General features: G+C 68.4%; 26 protein-coding genes. 25 read left to right on the forward strand and 1 reads right to left on the reverse strand.

Features of this window, described 5'->3' with window-relative positions:
* Positions 1 to 129 precede the first annotated feature (129 nt).
* Complete coding sequence (locus tag ACWEOW_RS10725; RefSeq protein ID WP_452269184.1) at positions 130 to 1,053, reverse strand: LLM class flavin-dependent oxidoreductase; 924 nt, start codon at positions 1,051 to 1,053, stop codon at positions 130 to 132.
* A 174-nt stretch (positions 1,054 to 1,227) separates the two neighbouring features.
* Here ACWEOW_RS10725 and ACWEOW_RS10730 point away from each other — a divergent pair, with 174 nt between their 5' ends.
* The 25 genes from ACWEOW_RS10730 to ACWEOW_RS10850 all read left to right on the forward strand — a co-directional run bounded on the left by ACWEOW_RS10730 (position 1,228) and on the right by ACWEOW_RS10850 (position 15,572).
* On the forward strand, positions 1,228 to 2,538 hold the full coding sequence (locus ACWEOW_RS10730) for a M18 family aminopeptidase (protein ID WP_452269185.1): 1,311 nt from the start codon (positions 1,228 to 1,230) through the stop codon (positions 2,536 to 2,538).
* A gap of 260 nt (positions 2,539 to 2,798) precedes the next feature.
* Positions 2,799 to 3,212, forward strand: a complete 414-nt coding sequence (locus tag ACWEOW_RS10735) for a thiol-disulfide oxidoreductase DCC family protein (protein WP_452269186.1) — start codon at positions 2,799 to 2,801, stop codon at positions 3,210 to 3,212.
* A gap of 418 nt (positions 3,213 to 3,630) precedes the next feature.
* A complete protein-coding gene (gene rpsJ / locus ACWEOW_RS10740) occupies positions 3,631 to 3,939 on the forward strand; it encodes a 30S ribosomal protein S10 (RefSeq protein ID WP_009775966.1) in 309 nt (102 codons plus the stop codon).
* A 14-nt stretch (positions 3,940 to 3,953) separates the two neighbouring features.
* A complete protein-coding gene (gene rplC / locus ACWEOW_RS10745; RefSeq protein WP_452269187.1) occupies positions 3,954 to 4,610 on the forward strand; it encodes a 50S ribosomal protein L3 in 657 nt (218 codons plus the stop codon).
* Positions 4,607 to 5,242, forward strand: coding sequence for a 50S ribosomal protein L4 (rplD, locus tag ACWEOW_RS10750; RefSeq protein WP_452269188.1), 636 nt, complete (start codon positions 4,607 to 4,609; stop codon positions 5,240 to 5,242). Before rplC ends, rplD begins: the two co-directional genes overlap by 4 nt.
* The gene (rplW, locus tag ACWEOW_RS10755; protein WP_452269189.1) at positions 5,239 to 5,538 is read left to right on the forward strand and encodes a 50S ribosomal protein L23; all 300 of its coding nucleotides are present in this window, start codon (positions 5,239 to 5,241) and stop codon (positions 5,536 to 5,538) included. The genes rplD and rplW overlap by 4 nt, the downstream gene beginning before the upstream one ends.
* A 27-nt stretch (positions 5,539 to 5,565) precedes the next feature.
* A complete protein-coding gene (rplB, locus tag ACWEOW_RS10760) occupies positions 5,566 to 6,402 on the forward strand; it encodes a 50S ribosomal protein L2 (protein ID WP_452269190.1) in 837 nt (278 codons plus the stop codon).
* Positions 6,403 to 6,417: 15 nt separating this feature from the next.
* Entirely contained in the window at positions 6,418 to 6,699 is a 282-nt protein-coding gene (gene rpsS, locus ACWEOW_RS10765) for a 30S ribosomal protein S19 (RefSeq protein ID WP_026864141.1), read from the forward strand.
* 38 nt (positions 6,700 to 6,737) lie between these two features.
* Positions 6,738 to 7,118 carry a 50S ribosomal protein L22 gene (gene rplV, locus ACWEOW_RS10770; RefSeq protein WP_452269391.1) on the forward strand — a complete coding sequence of 127 codons (381 nt, stop codon included), beginning with the start codon at positions 6,738 to 6,740 and terminating at the stop codon, positions 7,116 to 7,118.
* The gene (gene rpsC, locus ACWEOW_RS10775) at positions 7,118 to 7,942 is read left to right on the forward strand and encodes a 30S ribosomal protein S3 (RefSeq protein ID WP_452269191.1); all 825 of its coding nucleotides are present in this window, start codon (positions 7,118 to 7,120) and stop codon (positions 7,940 to 7,942) included. Before rplV ends, rpsC begins: the two co-directional genes overlap by 1 nt.
* A 3-nt stretch (positions 7,943 to 7,945) precedes the next feature.
* The gene (gene rplP, locus ACWEOW_RS10780; RefSeq protein ID WP_452269192.1) at positions 7,946 to 8,365 is read left to right on the forward strand and encodes a 50S ribosomal protein L16; all 420 of its coding nucleotides are present in this window, start codon (positions 7,946 to 7,948) and stop codon (positions 8,363 to 8,365) included.
* Complete coding sequence (gene rpmC / locus ACWEOW_RS10785; RefSeq protein ID WP_452269193.1) at positions 8,365 to 8,730, forward strand: 50S ribosomal protein L29; 366 nt, start codon at positions 8,365 to 8,367, stop codon at positions 8,728 to 8,730. The genes rplP and rpmC overlap by 1 nt, the downstream gene beginning before the upstream one ends.
* Complete coding sequence (rpsQ, locus tag ACWEOW_RS10790) at positions 8,727 to 9,038, forward strand: 30S ribosomal protein S17 (protein WP_452269194.1); 312 nt, start codon at positions 8,727 to 8,729, stop codon at positions 9,036 to 9,038. The genes rpmC and rpsQ overlap by 4 nt, the downstream gene beginning before the upstream one ends.
* A gap of 91 nt (positions 9,039 to 9,129) precedes the next feature.
* Positions 9,130 to 9,498, forward strand: coding sequence for a 50S ribosomal protein L14 (rplN, locus tag ACWEOW_RS10795; RefSeq protein WP_142181405.1), 369 nt, complete (start codon positions 9,130 to 9,132; stop codon positions 9,496 to 9,498).
* Positions 9,499 to 9,500: 2 nt separating this feature from the next.
* Positions 9,501 to 9,878 (forward strand): 50S ribosomal protein L24, encoded by a 378-nt coding sequence (gene rplX, locus ACWEOW_RS10800; RefSeq protein WP_452269195.1) that lies wholly within the window; start codon positions 9,501 to 9,503, stop codon positions 9,876 to 9,878.
* Position 9,879: 1 nt separating this feature from the next.
* Positions 9,880 to 10,440 carry a 50S ribosomal protein L5 gene (gene rplE / locus ACWEOW_RS10805; RefSeq protein ID WP_452269196.1) on the forward strand — a complete coding sequence of 187 codons (561 nt, stop codon included), beginning with the start codon at positions 9,880 to 9,882 and terminating at the stop codon, positions 10,438 to 10,440.
* Position 10,441: 1 nt separating this feature from the next.
* Complete coding sequence (locus ACWEOW_RS10810) at positions 10,442 to 10,627, forward strand: type Z 30S ribosomal protein S14 (RefSeq protein ID WP_013493557.1); 186 nt, start codon at positions 10,442 to 10,444, stop codon at positions 10,625 to 10,627.
* A 130-nt stretch (positions 10,628 to 10,757) separates the two neighbouring features.
* The gene (gene rpsH / locus ACWEOW_RS10815) at positions 10,758 to 11,156 is read left to right on the forward strand and encodes a 30S ribosomal protein S8 (RefSeq protein WP_452269197.1); all 399 of its coding nucleotides are present in this window, start codon (positions 10,758 to 10,760) and stop codon (positions 11,154 to 11,156) included.
* Positions 11,157 to 11,168: 12 nt separating this feature from the next.
* Complete coding sequence (rplF, locus tag ACWEOW_RS10820; protein ID WP_452269198.1) at positions 11,169 to 11,705, forward strand: 50S ribosomal protein L6; 537 nt, start codon at positions 11,169 to 11,171, stop codon at positions 11,703 to 11,705.
* 3 nt (positions 11,706 to 11,708) lie between these two features.
* Positions 11,709 to 12,083 carry a 50S ribosomal protein L18 gene (gene rplR, locus ACWEOW_RS10825; protein ID WP_452269199.1) on the forward strand — a complete coding sequence of 125 codons (375 nt, stop codon included), beginning with the start codon at positions 11,709 to 11,711 and terminating at the stop codon, positions 12,081 to 12,083.
* A gap of 43 nt (positions 12,084 to 12,126) precedes the next feature.
* Entirely contained in the window at positions 12,127 to 12,786 is a 660-nt protein-coding gene (rpsE, locus tag ACWEOW_RS10830; RefSeq protein ID WP_452269200.1) for a 30S ribosomal protein S5, read from the forward strand.
* Positions 12,786 to 12,968 carry a 50S ribosomal protein L30 gene (gene rpmD / locus ACWEOW_RS10835; protein ID WP_034801586.1) on the forward strand — a complete coding sequence of 61 codons (183 nt, stop codon included), beginning with the start codon at positions 12,786 to 12,788 and terminating at the stop codon, positions 12,966 to 12,968. The genes rpsE and rpmD overlap by 1 nt, the downstream gene beginning before the upstream one ends.
* A 2-nt stretch (positions 12,969 to 12,970) precedes the next feature.
* Positions 12,971 to 13,450 carry a 50S ribosomal protein L15 gene (gene rplO, locus ACWEOW_RS10840; RefSeq protein WP_452269201.1) on the forward strand — a complete coding sequence of 160 codons (480 nt, stop codon included), beginning with the start codon at positions 12,971 to 12,973 and terminating at the stop codon, positions 13,448 to 13,450.
* A gap of 180 nt (positions 13,451 to 13,630) precedes the next feature.
* On the forward strand, positions 13,631 to 14,953 hold the full coding sequence (gene secY, locus ACWEOW_RS10845; protein ID WP_452269392.1) for a preprotein translocase subunit SecY: 1,323 nt from the start codon (positions 13,631 to 13,633) through the stop codon (positions 14,951 to 14,953).
* A gap of 52 nt (positions 14,954 to 15,005) precedes the next feature.
* A complete protein-coding gene (locus tag ACWEOW_RS10850) occupies positions 15,006 to 15,572 on the forward strand; it encodes an adenylate kinase (RefSeq protein ID WP_452269202.1) in 567 nt (188 codons plus the stop codon).
* Positions 15,573 to 15,576 lie beyond the last annotated feature (4 nt).

The following is a 15,576-nucleotide window of genomic DNA, read 5'->3' on the forward strand; positions in this document are numbered from 1 at the left end:
GGGCACCGTGGATCGCGGCGTGGAGCGTCGGCGCCGTTCCAGCCTCACGCCGAGGCTGTATGCCGGGTGGCCGCCTCCGATGCCGCTCCCCACAGCGCCCGCCCGCTCCCTGATCGAGGGGCAGGGCGGTCAGGGGGTGCGGTCGAGCCGGGCGAGGGCGGGGCGAAGGGCGGAGATGGTCTCGACGGTGATCGGGTCCAGGACGAGCTGGACGTGGGTCGCGCCGGCCTGCGCCATGGCCTCGAGGTGCTCGGCGATCGCACCTGGCTCGCCGGGCACGGGGGAGACCGATGCGGCATACTCCGAGTCGCCCATGACCCGGCCCGCGCCGCCCTCGAACTGCACGAAGACGGCCGCCGTCGCGGCGACCTCGCCCTCGGCCCGGCCCGCCTCGAGAGCCGCGGCGTCCACGCGGGCCTTGAGACGAGCGAACTCGGCGGGGGAGTTGTCGTAGTCGCTCCACCACGTGTTCCACAGGTCGACGTGAGGCAGGCCGATGCGCATCATCCGCGGCCCGGTCGAGCCGAGCATCAGCGGCGGACCGCCGGGACGGGCCGACCCCGGGTCGAGCACGCAGTCGTCGACGTCGTAGTACCGGCCGTGGAAGTCGACCCGACCCTCGCGCAGCAGGCGCCGGATGACCGTGAACGCCTCCTCGAAGCGCCCGACCCGGTTGTCGAAGGGGAAGCCGTATGCCCTGTACTCCCGCGCGTTCCAGCCCGCGCCGAGGCCCAGGACGAGCCGTCCGCCGGAGATCGCGTCGACGGTCGCGGCCATCTTCGCCAGCATCGCGGGGGTGTGGAAGCTCGTCGAGGCGACGAACGGTCCGAGCTCTACGCGCTCCGTGACTGCGGCGAGGGCCGCCAGCGAGGTCCAGGCCTCCCACGGGCCACGGGCCACCCCACCAGGCAGGTCGTAGAGCAGGTGGTCGCCGAGCCAGAGCGAGTCCAGGCCGACATCCTCGGCAGTGCGGGCCATCGTGACCAGCTCGGGCCACTCGACCCGCCTCTCGACCTCGGGCAGCTGCACACCGACCCGAAGCGGGCGGCTCATCGGACGGCATACGGGACGGGGCACATGCCCGCCATCCTGCCAGCGCGCCCGGACTGCGGGTGGCCGGTCGCGCGGATACGCCGACCAGGGAGCCGAGGTCGTGCTGAAGGCCGTGCGGACCAGCTGACCCGGCCGTGTATGGCCCGACCGGGCCGGTAGGTAGGGTCGGGAACCATGCCGCACTCCTTCGACACCGACACCGAGGCCCAGGGTCTGATCGACTTCGTCGATGCGTCGCCCACGCCGTTCCACGCCTGCGAGCAGGCTGCCGCCCGGCTCGCCGAGGCCGGCTTCACGGAGGTCGTCGAGACCGAGCCCTGGCCAACGGGTCCGGGGCGCCACTGGCTGGTCCGGGGCGGCTCCCTGGTCGCCTGGGACACCACGGGTGCGCAGGCGGCCGGCGCCGGCCCGGCGGCCGGGTTCCGGGTCGTGGGCGCGCACACGGACAGCCCGAACCTCCGGCTGAAGCCGCACGCCGACCACGTCAAGGCCGGGTGGCAGATGCTGGCCGTCGAGCCGTACGGCGGGCTCATCCTCAACTCGTGGCTCGACCGTGACCTCGGCCTCGCCGGCCGCGTGGCGGTGCGCACCGCCGACGGTGTGGACACCCGCACGTTCCACGACCGCCAGCCGATCCTGCGGGTCGCCCAGCTCGCGATCCACCTCGACCGCAGCCAGAACGACGAGCTCACGCTGAACCGCCAGCAGCACATGGTCCCCCTGTGGGGCGTGGGCGACGAGCCGGGCGACGTCGTCCGATACCTCGCCGAACAGGTCGGGGTCGACCACGAGGACGTCCTGTCCTGGGACGTCATGACCCACCCGACCCAGCCCTCGGCCCGGATCGGTCGCGAGCGCGACCTCATCGCCGCGCCACGCCTGGACAACCTCGCCACCTCGTATGCCGGGGTGCGGGCGATGGTCGACGCCGTATCGCAGGGGTCCCGGCTTCCTCACGTCCCCGTCCTCGTGCTCTTCGACCACGAGGAGATCGGCAGCACGTCCGAGCGGGGCGCGACCTCGACGCTGCTGCCCGCGGTGCTCGAACGGATCGTCCTGGCCGGCGGCGGCACGCGCGACGACTACTGGCGGGCGCTCGCCGCGACCGTCATCGCCTCCGGCGACATGGGCCACGCGACCCACCCCAACTACGCTGACCGGCACGAGCCGCTGCACCAGATCGCGGTCAACGCCGGGCCGGTGCTCAAGGTCAACACGAACCTGCGGTACGCGACCGACTCGGTCGGCGCCGCGGCATTCCGCCTCGCCTGCGAGCAGGCCGGGGTGCCCATGCAGACGTTCGTCTCGCGCAGCGACCTGCCGTGCGGCTCGACGGTCGGCCCGGTCACCTCGTCGCTGACGGGCGCGACGACCGTCGACTTCGGCGCCGCGGCGCTGTCCATGCACAGCGCGCGCGAGCTGATGGGCGCGAAGGACCCCGCGATGTATGCCGCTGCACTGGCGGCCTTCCTCGCCCCCGCCTGAGTGCCAGCTGAGCATGTGGCGAAGCGGCCACTCGACCCGTTCAGGTGCCTCCCTTTGAGACTCGAGTGGCCGCTGCGCCCCACGGGTCACACGCCGTGGTGTGATGGCGCGGCCACTCGACGGGGTTGGGTGTGATGGCGCGGCCACTCGACGGGGTTGGGTGTGATGGCGCGGCCACTCGACGTGGTCACCTGGCCCCCCTTTGTGACTCGAGTGGGCGCTTTGTCCCACGTGTCACTGGTCGTGGCAGGATGGGGTGCGTGAGCGAGCATCGTCTCGACGTGCCGCACCGGCCCACCCTCGTCTACGACGCGGACTGCGGGTTCTGCACGAGGAGCGCCGAGTTCGCCAAGCGCTGGGTGGACCGCCGGGACCGGTTCGACGTGCGCCCCTTCCAGGAGCTGGACCTGGCCGCGGTCGGCCTCTCGCGCGAGGACTGCGACGATGCCGCCCAGTTCGTCACCGCCGAGGGCTCGATCCGCTCCGGACACCGGGCCATCGCGACGGCCGCAACCCACGGCGCACCGCCCTGGCGGCCGGTCGGCTACCTGCTCCTCGCCCCCGGGGTGTCGCGGGTCGCGGCGCGGGCGTACCACTGGGTTGCCGAGCACCGGTACCAGCTGCCCGGCGGCACGGCCGCGTGCGCGAGGCCACCGGAAGAACACCGTCACTGACCGACGAACCGGACCGGACGGCATACTGGCGGGGTGGGCGGCCGAGCGCCCCGGGACCGAAGGCCGGGTGCGTCCGGACCCGACCGCGCCACGCCATGAGACCTGGCCTGCGACGACGAGGTCCCTCGATTTGATAGTGCGGCGTGCGCTCTGGCACACTTGTCGGGTTGCTTGACGCGCGTCGCTGACCCATGTCGGCGTCGCCGCCCCTTGAGAGCCTCCTGACGGGGACTCGCCCGGACTCCTTTGTGAGGCCCGAGGGAAGCGCAAGCCACCCGGTTCGGCCGGGCTTTCCACCACGAGGGTCTGCACTCCGGTGCGCGACTTTCACCGCGGAGCGGGCGCGACACGCCCGACCTCGGGGGTCGGAGAGCCAAGGGAACCGGCAGTCAGAAGCGAGAGAGAGACGTTACTTCAGATGGCGGGACAGAAGATCCGCATCCGGCTGAAGTCGTACGACCACGAGGTCATCGACAACTCGGCCCGGAAGATCGTTGACACAGTCACGCGCGCTGGCGCCACCGTGGTGGGCCCCGTCCCGCTGCCGACGGAGAAGAACGTCTTCGTCGTCATCCGGTCGCCGCACAAGTACAAGGACAGCCGCGAGCACTTCGAGATGCGCACGCACAAGCGCCTCATCGACATCATCGACCCGACGCCCAAGGCCGTCGACTCGCTGATGCGTCTCGACCTGCCGGCGGACGTCAACATCGAGATCAAGCTCTGAGGCGGTTGGTACTGATGACGACTGTTGCAGAGAAGACCATCAAGGGCCTGCTCGGCGAGAAGCTCGGCATGACCCAGGTGTGGGACGCCGACAACCGTCTCGTCCCCGTGACCGTGGTGAAGGCCGGCCCCTGCGTCGTGACGCAGGTCCGCAACGGCGACGCCGACGGCTACGACGCGGTCCAGATCGCCTTCGGCGCGATCGACCCGCGCAAGGTCAACAAGCCGATGACGGGCCACTTCGAGAAGGCCGGCGTCACGCCGCGCCGTCACCTCGTCGAGCTGCGCACCGCCGACGCCGGCGACTACACCCTCGGCCAGGAGATCACCGCCGAGGCGTTCGAGGCCGGCCAGCGCGTCGACGCCACGGGCACGACCAAGGGCAAGGGCTTCGCGGGTGTCATGAAGCGCCACGGCTTCCACGGCGTCTCCTCCTCGCACGGTGCCCACCGCAACCACCGCAAGCCGGGCTCCATCGGTGGCTGCTCCACGCCGGGCCGTGTCTTCAAGGGCATGCGCATGGCGGGCCGCATGGGCGGCGTGCGCCAGACCACCCAGAACCTCACGATTCACGCCGTTGACGCCGAGAAGGGCCTGCTGCTCATCAAGGGTGCCGTTCCCGGCCCCCGTGGCGGCATCGTCCTGATCCGCACGGCCGCGAAGGGTGCATGAGAGACATGGCAACCAAGACTCCGAACCTTCCCGCCGAGATCTTCGACGTCCAGACGAACGTCCCGCTGATCCACCAGGTGGTCGTCGCGCAGCTCGCGGCGGCCCGCCAGGGCACGCACGCGACGAAGACGCGCGGCGAGGTGCGCGGCGGTGGGCGCAAGCCGTACCGCCAGAAGGGCACCGGCCGCGCCCGTCAGGGCTCGACCCGCGCTCCGCAGTTCGCCGGCGGTGGCGTCGTCCACGGTCCGCAGCCGCGTGACTACTCGCAGCGCACCCCCAAGAAGATGAAGGCTGCCGCGCTCCGTGGCGCCCTGTCCGACCGGGCCCGCTTCGACCGCATCCACGTCGTCGACTCGATCATCAAGGGCGACGTGCCCTCGACCAAGGAGGCCGCGGCCCTGCTCGCCGGCCTGACCGAGCGTCCGAACCTGCTCGTCGTGCTCGAGCGTGGCGACGCGGTCGCGTTCCAGTCCGTGCGCAACCTCACGAACGTCCACGTCCTGGTCGCAGACCAGCTCAACACATACGACGTTCTCTGCGCCGACGACATCGTCTTCACCCAGGCCGCCCTCGACGCGTTCGTCGCCGGCCCGGTGAAGGCCGACAAGGCCGACAAGGAGAACTCCAAGTGAGCATCCACGCCAAGGACCCCCGCGACATCCTCATCGCACCGGTCGTCTCCGAGAAGTCGTACGGGCTCCTCGACGAGGGCAAGTACACCTTCCTCGTCGACCCCCGTGCGAACAAGACGGAGATCAAGATCGCGATCGAGCAGATCTTCGACGTCAAGGTCGACAAGGTCCACACCCTGAACCGCCAGGGCAAGAGCCGCCGCACCCGTTTCGGCATCGGCAAGCGCAAGGACACCAAGCGCGCGATCGTCTCCCTCCGCGAGGGCTCGATCGACATCTTCGGTGCGGGCGCCTGAGACCGACGGATCATAAGGACTTAGAACATGGGTATCCGTAAGTACAAGCCGACCACGCCGGGCCGTCGTGGCTCGTCGGTCGCCGACTTCGTCGAGATCACGCGTTCCACCCCGGAGAAGTCGCTCGTTCGCCCCCTGGCGAAGACCGGTGGTCGCAACAACGCCGGCCGCATCACGACGCGTCACATCGGTGGTGGCCACAAGCGCGCCTACCGCGTCATCGACTTCCGTCGCCACGACAAGGACGGCGTGCCGGCCAAGGTCGCTCACATCGAGTACGACCCGAACCGCACCGCGCGCATCGCGCTCGTCCAGTACGCCGACGGCGAGAAGCGCTACATCCTCGCGCCGAACCGCCTCAAGCAGGGCGACCCGATCGAGAACGGTCCCGGCGCCGACATCAAGCCGGGCAACTCGCTCCCGCTGCGCAACATCCCGGTCGGTACGGTCGTGCACGCGATCGAGCTCAAGCCGGGTGGCGGCGCGAAGATCGCCCGCTCCGCGGGCGCGCGTGTCCAGCTCGTCGCCAAGGACGGCCCCTACGCCCAGCTGCGTATGCCGTCCGGTGAGATCCGCAACGTCGACGCGCGCTGCCGCGCGACCGTCGGCGAGGTCGGCAACGCCGAGCAGAGCAACATCAACTGGGGCAAGGCCGGCCGCATGCGGTGGAAGGGCAAGCGCCCGACCGTCCGTGGTGTGGCGATGAACCCGGTCGACCACCCGCATGGTGGTGGCGAGGGCAAGACGTCCGGTGGACGTCACCCGGTCAGCCCGTGGGGTCAGGCCGAGGGCCGGACCCGCAAGGGACACAAGGAAAGCGACAAGCTCATCGTGCGTCGCCGTCGTACTGGCAAGAAGCGCTGATAAGGAGCCTTTGGAATGCCTCGTAGCCTGAAGAAGGGCCCCTTCATCGACGACCACCTTCAGAAGAAGGTGGACGCCCAGAACGAAGCGGGCACCAAGAACGTCATCAAGACCTGGTCGCGTCGTTCGGTCATCAGCCCGGACATGCTCGGCCACACCTTCGCCGTGCACGACGGCCGCAAGCACGTCCCGGTGTTCGTCACCGAGTCGATGGTGGGCCACAAGCTCGGCGAGTTCGCGCCGACCCGCACGTTCAAGGGTCACGTGAAGGACGACAAGAAGGGTCGTCGTCGCTGATGTCGAACGCAACCACCTCACCAGAGGGCAAGGAAGTCATGGAAGCCAAGGCCTCGGCGCGTCACGTCCGAGTCAGCCCGCAGAAGGCTCGCCGTGTCGTGGAGCTCATCCGCGGCAAGGCCGCCACCGACGCGGTCACCGTGCTCACGTTCGCGCCGCAGTCGGCTTCGGACCCGGTCAAGAAGGTGCTCGAGAGCGCCATCGCCAACGCCCGGTTCAAGGCCGACCGTGAGTCGGTCGCGTTCGACGAGCGCAACCTCGTCGTCACGGCCGCCTTCGTCGACGAGGGCCCGACCATGAAGCGTTTCCGTCCGCGCGCCCAGGGCCGCGCCGGTCGCATCAACAAGCGCACGAGCCACATCACCGTGGTCGTGACGCAGCCCGAGTCCGCAAGCAACAGCAAGAAGGGAGCCCGCTGATGGGTCAGAAGGTCAACCCCACCGGCTTCCGTCTGGGCATCACCACCGACCACAAGAGCCGCTGGTTCGCCGACTCCACCAAGCAGGGTCAGCGCTACCGCGACTACGTGAAGGAAGACGTCGCCATCCGCCGCCTCATGGAGACGGGCATGGAGCGCGCCGGCATCGCCAAGGTGGACATCGAGCGCACGCGTGACCGCGTCCGCGTCGACATCCACACCGCGCGGCCCGGCATCGTCATCGGCCGCCGCGGCGCCGAGGCCGACCGCATCCGTGGCGAGCTCGAGAAGCTCACGGGCAAGCAGGTCCAGCTGAACATCCTCGAGGTCAAGAACCCGGAGATCGACGCGCAGCTGGTCGCCCAGGGCATCGCCGAGCAGCTCTCGGCACGTGTCTCCTTCCGTCGCGCGATGCGCAAGGGCATGCAGTCGGCCCAGCGCGCCGGCGCCAAGGGCATCCGCGTGCAGGTCTCCGGCCGCCTCAACGGCGCCGAGATGAGCCGCACCGAGTTCTACCGCGAGGGTCGCGTCCCGCTGCACACGCTGCGCGCCTACATCGACTACGGCTTCTACGAGGCCCGCACGACGTTCGGCCGCATCGGCGTCAAGGTGTGGATCTACAAGGGTGACCTGACGGCCAAGGAGCTCGCGGCCCAGCAGGCCGCCGCCCCGCGCCCGTCGCGTGGCCCGCGTCGTGACGGCGCCGACCGCCCGAACCGCGCTCGCCGCGGTGACCGCACCGAGAACGCCGGCGCGCCGGCTGTGACCGACACCGCTGCTACGGAGGCCCCGGCCGCCGCCAGCACCGAGAATGAGCAGGCCTGACCCATGTTGATTCCCCGCCGAGTCAAGCACCGCAAGCAGCACCACCCGGGTCGCTCGGGCGCTGCCAAGGGTGGCACGAAGATCGCCTTCGGTGAGTACGGCATCCAGGCTCTCGAGCCGGCCTACGTCACCAACCGTCAGATCGAGTCCGCTCGTATCGCGATGACCCGCTACATCAAGCGTGGTGGAAAGGTCTGGATCAACATCTACCCGGACCGCCCGCTGACCAAGAAGCCCGCCGAGACCCGCATGGGCTCTGGTAAGGGCTCGCCGGAGTGGTGGATCGCCAACGTCAAGCCGGGCCGGGTCATGTTCGAGCTCTCGGGCGTGTCCGAGCCGGTCGCGCGTGAGGCCATGCGTCTCGCGATGCACAAGCTCCCCATGAAGTGCCGCTTCGTTCAGCGTGAGGGTGGTGACATCTGATGGCAGTCGGAACCAAGGAACTGGCTCCCGACCAGCTGCGTGGTCTTGATGACAACAAGCTGGCGGACGAGCTGAAGAAGGCCAAGGAGGAGCTGTTCAACCTCCGGTTCCAGTCGGCCACCGGTCAGCTGGACAACCACGGCCGCCTGCGCGCCGTCAAGAAGGACATCGCCCGGATCTACACCGAGATGCGCGAGCGCGAGCTCGGCATCGGCTCGGCCCCGGCCGCGCCGAAGGTCGAGGAGAAGTCCGAGAAGGCCGACAAGAAGGCCAAGGCCGAGAAGAAGGCTGACAAGGCCGAGAAGGCCGACAAGGCCGAGAAGAAGGCCAAGAAGGCTGACGACGCCGAGGAGGCCCAGGCATGAGCGAGAAGGACACCGTGAGCGCCGACAGCACCGGCACCACCGCCACCCAGCCCAGCGAGCGCAACTACCGCAAGACCCGTCAGGGCTACGTGGTGAGCGACAAGATGGACAAGACCGTCGTGGTCGAGGTCGAGGACCGCGTCAAGCACGCGCTCTACGGCAAGGTCATCCGTCGCAGCTCCAAGGTCAAGGCGCACGACGAGAAGAACGAGGCCGGCGTCGGCGACCGCGTGCTCATCATGGAGACGCGTCCGCTCTCCGCGACGAAGCACTGGCGCGTCGTCGAGATCCTCGAGAAGGCCAAGTAAGCCAACCCCCATTTCCGTTCGGCAAGGCTTCGCCGAGGGTGAGCCCGTCTCGCCCCCGGCGAAGAACCAGCACGACGACAGGAGTTAGACAGTGATTCAGCAGGAGTCGCGACTGCGCGTCGCCGACAACACCGGTGCCAAGGAGCTCCTTTGCATCCGTGTTCTCGGTGGTTCGGGCCGTCGATACGCCGGCATCGGCGACACCATCGTCGCCACCGTCAAGGACGCGATCCCGGGCGGCAACGTGAAGAAGGGTGACGTCGTCAAGGCCGTCATCGTCCGCACGGTCAAGGAGCGTCGCCGCGCCGACGGTTCCTACATCAAGTTCGACGAGAACGCAGCCGTGATCCTCAAGGCCGATGGCGACCCCCGGGGGACCCGCATCTTCGGTCCGGTGGGCCGCGAGCTGCGCGAGAAGAAGTTCATGAAGATCATCTCGCTCGCGCCGGAGGTGCTGTGAACATGGCCAAGGCGACCACCAAGATGAAGATCAAGAAGGGCGACCTCGTCCAGGTCATCTCGGGCCGCAGCCAGAAGAACGGCGGCGACCGGGGCAAGCAGGGCAAGGTCATCGCGGTCTACCCGGAGACCCAGCGCGTGCTGGTCGAGGGCATCAACCGCGTCACCAAGCACATCAAGGCCGGTGCCACCGCCCGCGGCACCCGCACCGGTGGCCTGACGCACACCGAGGCCGCGATCCACGTGAGCAACGTCGCGATCGTCGACCCGGAGACGAAGAAGCCGACCCGCGTCAAGACGCGTGTCGAGACCGTCGAGCGCAACGGCCGTCAGAAGGCGACGCGCGTGCGCGTCGCCGTGAAGTCGGACAAGGACCTCTGAGATGACTGACACCATCACCAAGCCGCGCCTCAAGCAGCGCTACCAGGACGAGATCAAGGGCGCGCTGCAGGGGCAGTTCGGCTACGACAACGCCATGCAGGTGCCGGGCGTCGTCAAGGTCGTCGTCAACATGGGTGTCGGCGACGCCGCCAAGGACAGCAAGCTCATCGAGGGCGCGGTCCGCGACCTCACGGCGATCACCGGCCAGAAGCCGGTCGTGACCCGGGCTCGCAAGTCGATCGCGCAGTTCAAGCTGCGCGAGGGTATGCCGATCGGCGCGCACACCACGCTCCGCGGCGACCGCATGTGGGAGTTCCTCGACCGTCTCGTGTCGATCGCGCTCCCGCGTATCCGCGACTTCCGCGGCCTCTCGCCCAAGCAGTTCGACGGACGCGGCAACTACACGTTCGGTCTGACCGAGCAGTCGATGTTCCACGAGATCGACCAGGACCGGATCGACCGGGTCCGGGGCATGGACATCACCGTGGTCACCACCGCGACCACCGACGACGAGGGTCGCGCGCTGCTCAAGGCGCTCGGCTTCCCCTTCAAGGAGAACTGACATGGCCAAGACCGCGTTGATCAACAAGGCGAACCGGAAGCCGAAGTTCAAGGTCCGCGCGTACACCCGTTGCCAGAAGTGCGGCCGTCCGCACTCGGTGTACCGCAAGTTCGGCCTCTGCCGCATCTGCCTTCGCGAGATGGCGCACGCGGGAGAGCTGCCGGGCGTGACCAAGAGCTCCTGGTGACCCCAGCCAGCCTGACAAGCCAAGCCAAAGACCAAGCAAACCTCTGACACCGTAGGTCGACCAGTCGGCATACGCCGGCGGCCGCACAGGCCGTGGTCGAAACCCCGGTGAGGAAGGGCAAAGAGCCCACATGACCATGACTGACCCGATTGCGGACATGCTGACCCGTGTGCGGAACGCCAACTCGGCGCACCACGACGCGGTCTCGATGCCGTACTCGAAGCTGAAGAAGAACATCGCCGAGATCCTCCAGGCCGAGGGCTACATCGCCTCCTGGAAGATCGAGGAGGCCGAGGTCGGCCAGACGCTGACCATCGACCTCAAGTACGGCCCGAACCGCGAGCGCTCCATCGCCGGTGTGCGTCGCGTGAGCAAGCCCGGTCTGCGCGTCTACGCCAAGTCGACGAACCTGCCCCGGGTTCTCGGTGGGCTCGGCGTCGCGATCCTGTCGACCTCGAGCGGTCTCCTGACCGACAAGCAGGCACACGAGAAGGGCGTGGGTGGGGAAGTCCTCGCCTACGTCTGGTAAGGAGACGAAACCATGTCGCGAATCGGACGACTCCCCGTCTCCATCCCCTCGGGCGTGGACGTGAAGGTCGAGGGCCAGGACGTCCTGGTCAAGGGCCCGAAGGGCGAGCTCACGCTGACCGTGCCCAGCCCGATCACCGTCGAGGTGGCCGAGGGCACCCTCGAGGTCAAGCGCCCCGACGACGAGCGCGAGTCGCGCTCCCGTCACGGCCTGACCCGCTCGCTCATCAACAACATGGTCCTCGGTGTCACCGAGGGCTACGAGAAGAAGATGGAGATCCACGGCACGGGTTACCGTGTCGCCGCGAAGGGCTCGGACCTCGAGTTCTCGCTCGGATACTCGCATTCCATCCTCGTCAAGGCCGAGGACGGGATCAGCTTCGCGGTCGAGAACCCGACCCGCTTCTCGGTGCAGGGCATCGACAAGCAGCGCGTCGGCGAGGTCGCCGCGAACATCCGCAAGCTGCGCAAGCCCGACCCGTACAAGGGCAAGGGCGTTCGCTACGCGGGCGAGCAGATCCGTCGCAAGGTTGGAAAGGCCGGTAAGTAAGCCATGGCAATGATCATCAAGCGCGGCAAGTCCAAGGCTGCCGCCCGCATCCGTCGCCAGGTGCGCGGTCGCAAGAAGATCGCCGGTACCGCCGCCCGTCCCCGCCTCGTCGTGTCGCGCTCGAGCCGCCACATGTTCGTCCAGGTCGTCGACGACACCATCGGCAAGACGGTGGCGTCCGCCTCGACGATGGAGGCCGACCTGCGTGCGTTCGAGGGTGACAAGACCGCCAAGGCCCGCAGGGTCGGCGAGCTCGTCGCGGCGCGCGCGAAGGAGGCCGGCGTCGAGAGCGTCGTCTTCGACCGTGGTGGCAACAAGTACCACGGCCGCGTCGCAGCCATCGCCGAGGGCGCCCGCGAAGGTGGGCTGTCCCTGTGAGCAAGCACTTCGTGAACGCAATTGTTGAGATGAGGAACATCTGATGCCCGGACAGCAGCGTCGAGGCACCGGCCCCGGTGAGCGCTCCGAGCGCGATCGCAACGAGCGTCAGGACCGCCGCGGCGGTCGTGACAACCGCGAGGGCCGTGACGCCGAGAAGAACCAGTACGTCGAGCGCGTCGTGACCATCAACCGCGTCGCCAAGGTCGTCAAGGGTGGTCGTCGCTTCAGCTTCACCGCCCTGGTGGTCGTCGGCGACGGCGACGGCACCGTGGGTGTCGGCTACGGCAAGGCCAAGGAAGTTCCCGCGGCCATCGCCAAGGGCGTCGAGGAGGCCAAGAAGGGCTTCTTCAAGGTCCCGCGCATCCAGGGGACGATCCCGCACCCGGTGCAGGGTGAGGCCGCCGCTGGTGTCGTCATGCTCCGTCCCGCCGCTCCCGGTACTGGCGTCATCGCCGGTGGCCCGGTGCGTGCGGTCCTGGAGTGCGCCGGCATCCACGACGTCCTGTCCAAGTCGCTGGGTTCGGACAACGCCATCAACATCGTGCACGCGACGGCCCAGGCCCTGCGTGAGCTCGAGCGCCCCGAGTCGGTTGCCGCGCGCCGTGGCAAGTCGCTCGAGGAGGTGGCTCCGGCCGCCATGCTCCGGGCCCGTGCCGCCGGCATCGCCGAGGCCAAGGCTGCCGAGAAGGCCGGTGCGTGATGGCTCGTCTCAAGGTGACCCAGATCCGGTCCGAGATCGGTGGCAAGCAGAACCAGCGTGAGACGCTGCGCAGCCTCGGTCTGAAGCGCATTGGCGACGTCGTCGTCAAGGAGGACCGTCCCGAGATCCGCGGGATGGTCAAGACGGTGACGCACCTCGTCGCCGTCGAGGAGGTTGACTGACCATGGCTGACACGGCCAAGAAGACGGGCGGCGAGTCCGCCCTCAAGGTCCACCACCTGCGGCCCGCCCCCGGAGCCAAGACCCCCAAGACCCGCGTGGGTCGTGGTGAGGGCTCCAAGGGTAAGACCGCCGGTCGCGGCACCAAGGGCACCAAGGCCCGCTACCAGGTCCCGGAGCGCTTCGAGGGTGGCTCGATGCCGCTGCACATGCGCCTGCCGAAGCTCCGCGGCTTCAAGAACCCGTTCCGCACCGAGTACCAGGTCGTGAACCTGGACCGCCTGCAGGTCCTCTTCCCGGAGGGCGGGCAGGTCTCGGTCGAGGACCTCGTCGCCAAGGGGGCCGTCCGTGACGGCTTCCCGGTGAAGGTGCTCGGGACGGGCGAGATCACGGTCAAGGTCGAGGTCGAGGCGCACAAGTTCTCGGCATCGGCCAAGGAGAAGATCGAGGCCGCCGGCGGCTCGGTCACGTCTCTCGACGCCTGACCGACCAGACCAGCGTGACCACCACACATCCCGTGTGAGCAGCGCCCCGGGCGCCTGTCCGCGGACCGACGTGATGTCGGTAACCGCGGGCGGGGAGGTCCGGGGCGCTGTGCCTTTGTTACCCTTCCACGGATTGCATGACTCATGTCGCGCTACGAGCGCGACCCCCAGGAGGACCCAGTGCTCGCCGCCTTCGTACGCGCGTTCCGAACCCCGGACCTGCGCAAGAAGCTGCTCTTCACGCTCGGCATCATCGTGCTGTTCCGACTCGGCTCGCACGTGCCCACGCCGGGCATCAGCTACAGCCTGGTCCAGCAGTGCCTTCAGGCCGGCAAGGCCCAAGGAGGCAGCGACCAGAGCGGGTTCCTCAACCTGGCCAACCTGTTCAGCGGTGGCGCGCTGCTGCAGCTGTCGGTGTTCGCGCTCGGGATCATGCCCTACATCACGGCGAGCATCATCATCCAGCTGCTCACCGTCGTCATCCCGCGCTTCGAGGCACTCAAGCAGGAGGGGCAGTCGGGTCAGACCAAGCTGACCCAATACACGCGCTACCTGACCATCGGCCTCGCGGTGCTCCAGTCGGCGACGCTGGTCACCTTCGCGCGCAACCCGTCCAGCCTCTTCGGCGGCAGCTGCCCGACGATCATGACCGACGACTCGATGGTCACCATCGTCATCATGGTGCTGACCATGACGGCCGGCACCGGCCTCATCATGTGGTTCGGTGAGCTCATCACCGACCGAGGCGTCGGCAACGGCATGTCGCTGCTCATCTTCACCTCCATCGCCGCCGGCTTCCCGGCCTCGCTGTGGGCGATCAAGGAGAACAAGGGCTGGGGCACCTTCCTGCTCATCGTCACCCTCGGCATCTTCGTCATCGCGGCGGTCGTGTTCGTCGAGCAGTCGCAGCGCCGCATCCCGGTGCAGTACGCCAAGCGCATGGTTGGCCGGCGGATGTACGGCGGCACCTCGACGTACATCCCGCTCAAGGTCAACATGGCCGGTGTCATCCCGGTCATCTTCGCCTCGTCGCTGCTGGCGCTGCCGGGTCTCATCGCGCAGTTCAACACGAACGCCTCGGGCAACCCGGGCTGGGTGCAGTGGATCCAGGACAACCTGGTCCGCGGCGACCACCCGGTCTACATGGCGATCTACGTCATGCTCATCCTCTTCTTCACGTTCTTCTACGTGTCGATCACGTTCAACCCGACCGAGGTCGCCGACAACATGAAGAAGTACGGCGGCTTCATCCCGGGTATCCGGGCCGGGCGACCCACGGCCGAGTACCTCAACTACGTCCTGACCCGAATCACCGTGCCGGGTGCCATCTATCTCGCAGCCATCTCCTTGATCCCGCTCGTGGCTCTCGTGCTCGTCGGTGCGAACCAGAACTTCCCCTTCGGCGGAACCTCGATCCTCATCGTCGTCGGTGTGGGCCTCGAGACGGTCAAGCAGATCGAGGCGCAGCTGCAGCAGCGCCACTACGAAGGGTTCCTCCGTTGATGTCACCCCACGAGATCCTCCGCTTCGCTCCGCCTCCCGCGGGGGCCCCGACATGCGCTTGATCATCCTCGGCCCGCCCGGCGCGGGTAAGGGCACCCAGGCGGCACGGATCGCCGAGCGGCTCGGCATCCCCGCCATCTCCACCGGCGACATCTTCCGCGCCAACATCAAGGAGCAGACCGAGCTCGGGCGCCGCGTCCAGGACATCCTCGCCTCGGGCGGCTACGTCCCCGACGAGGTGACCAACGAGATCGTCGAGGACCGCCTCTCGTGGGACGACGCCACGAACGGCTTCCTGCTCGACGGCTACCCGCGCACGTCCGGCCAGGTCGACGCGCTCGATGCCATGCTGGCCCGTCACGACCACGCGCTCGACGCCGTGATCGAGCTCGAGGTCGACGAGGACGCCGTCGTCGAACGGCTGCTCATGCGCGCCGAGACCGAGGGCCGCGCGGACGACACCGAGGACGTCATCCGCGAGCGCCAGGCGATCTACCGCAAGGAGACGGCTCCGCTGGCGGAGCACTACGGGCTGGTCGGCCTGCTGGTCAAGGTCGACGGAATGGGCGCGGTCGACGAGGTCACCGACCGCGTCATCGCGGCGCTGCCGCACCACTGAGCGC

The organism is Monashia sp. NPDC004114 (genome assembly GCF_053603855.1).

Bases quoted from the DNA above. Each gene is read 5' to 3' on its own strand.
- ACWEOW_RS10725 (WP_452269184.1), bottom strand. From the start codon at position 1,053: ATGAGCCGCCCGCTTCGGGTCGGTGTGCAGCTGCCCGAGGTCGAGAGG.
- ACWEOW_RS10730 (WP_452269185.1), top strand. From the start codon at position 1,228: ATGCCGCACTCCTTCGACACCGACACCGAGGCCCAGGGTCTGATCGAC.
- rpsJ (WP_009775966.1), top strand. From the start codon at position 3,631: ATGGCGGGACAGAAGATCCGCATCCGGCTGAAGTCGTACGACCACGAG.
- rplC (WP_452269187.1), top strand. From the start codon at position 3,954: ATGACGACTGTTGCAGAGAAGACCATCAAGGGCCTGCTCGGCGAGAAG.
- rplD (WP_452269188.1), top strand. From the start codon at position 4,607: ATGAGAGACATGGCAACCAAGACTCCGAACCTTCCCGCCGAGATCTTC.
- rplB (WP_452269190.1), top strand. From the start codon at position 5,566: ATGGGTATCCGTAAGTACAAGCCGACCACGCCGGGCCGTCGTGGCTCG.
- rpsS (WP_026864141.1), top strand. From the start codon at position 6,418: ATGCCTCGTAGCCTGAAGAAGGGCCCCTTCATCGACGACCACCTTCAG.
- rplV (WP_452269391.1), top strand. From the start codon at position 6,738: ATGGAAGCCAAGGCCTCGGCGCGTCACGTCCGAGTCAGCCCGCAGAAG.
- rpsC (WP_452269191.1), top strand. From the start codon at position 7,118: ATGGGTCAGAAGGTCAACCCCACCGGCTTCCGTCTGGGCATCACCACC.
- rplP (WP_452269192.1), top strand. From the start codon at position 7,946: ATGTTGATTCCCCGCCGAGTCAAGCACCGCAAGCAGCACCACCCGGGT.
- rpmC (WP_452269193.1), top strand. From the start codon at position 8,365: ATGGCAGTCGGAACCAAGGAACTGGCTCCCGACCAGCTGCGTGGTCTT.
- rpsQ (WP_452269194.1), top strand. From the start codon at position 8,727: ATGAGCGAGAAGGACACCGTGAGCGCCGACAGCACCGGCACCACCGCC.
- rplX (WP_452269195.1), top strand. From the start codon at position 9,501: ATGGCCAAGGCGACCACCAAGATGAAGATCAAGAAGGGCGACCTCGTC.
- rplE (WP_452269196.1), top strand. From the start codon at position 9,880: ATGACTGACACCATCACCAAGCCGCGCCTCAAGCAGCGCTACCAGGAC.
- ACWEOW_RS10810 (WP_013493557.1), top strand. From the start codon at position 10,442: ATGGCCAAGACCGCGTTGATCAACAAGGCGAACCGGAAGCCGAAGTTC.
- rpsH (WP_452269197.1), top strand. From the start codon at position 10,758: ATGACCATGACTGACCCGATTGCGGACATGCTGACCCGTGTGCGGAAC.
- rplF (WP_452269198.1), top strand. From the start codon at position 11,169: ATGTCGCGAATCGGACGACTCCCCGTCTCCATCCCCTCGGGCGTGGAC.
- rplR (WP_452269199.1), top strand. From the start codon at position 11,709: ATGGCAATGATCATCAAGCGCGGCAAGTCCAAGGCTGCCGCCCGCATC.
- rpsE (WP_452269200.1), top strand. From the start codon at position 12,127: ATGCCCGGACAGCAGCGTCGAGGCACCGGCCCCGGTGAGCGCTCCGAG.
- rpmD (WP_034801586.1), top strand. From the start codon at position 12,786: ATGGCTCGTCTCAAGGTGACCCAGATCCGGTCCGAGATCGGTGGCAAG.
- rplO (WP_452269201.1), top strand. From the start codon at position 12,971: ATGGCTGACACGGCCAAGAAGACGGGCGGCGAGTCCGCCCTCAAGGTC.
- ACWEOW_RS10850 (WP_452269202.1), top strand. From the start codon at position 15,006: ATGCGCTTGATCATCCTCGGCCCGCCCGGCGCGGGTAAGGGCACCCAG.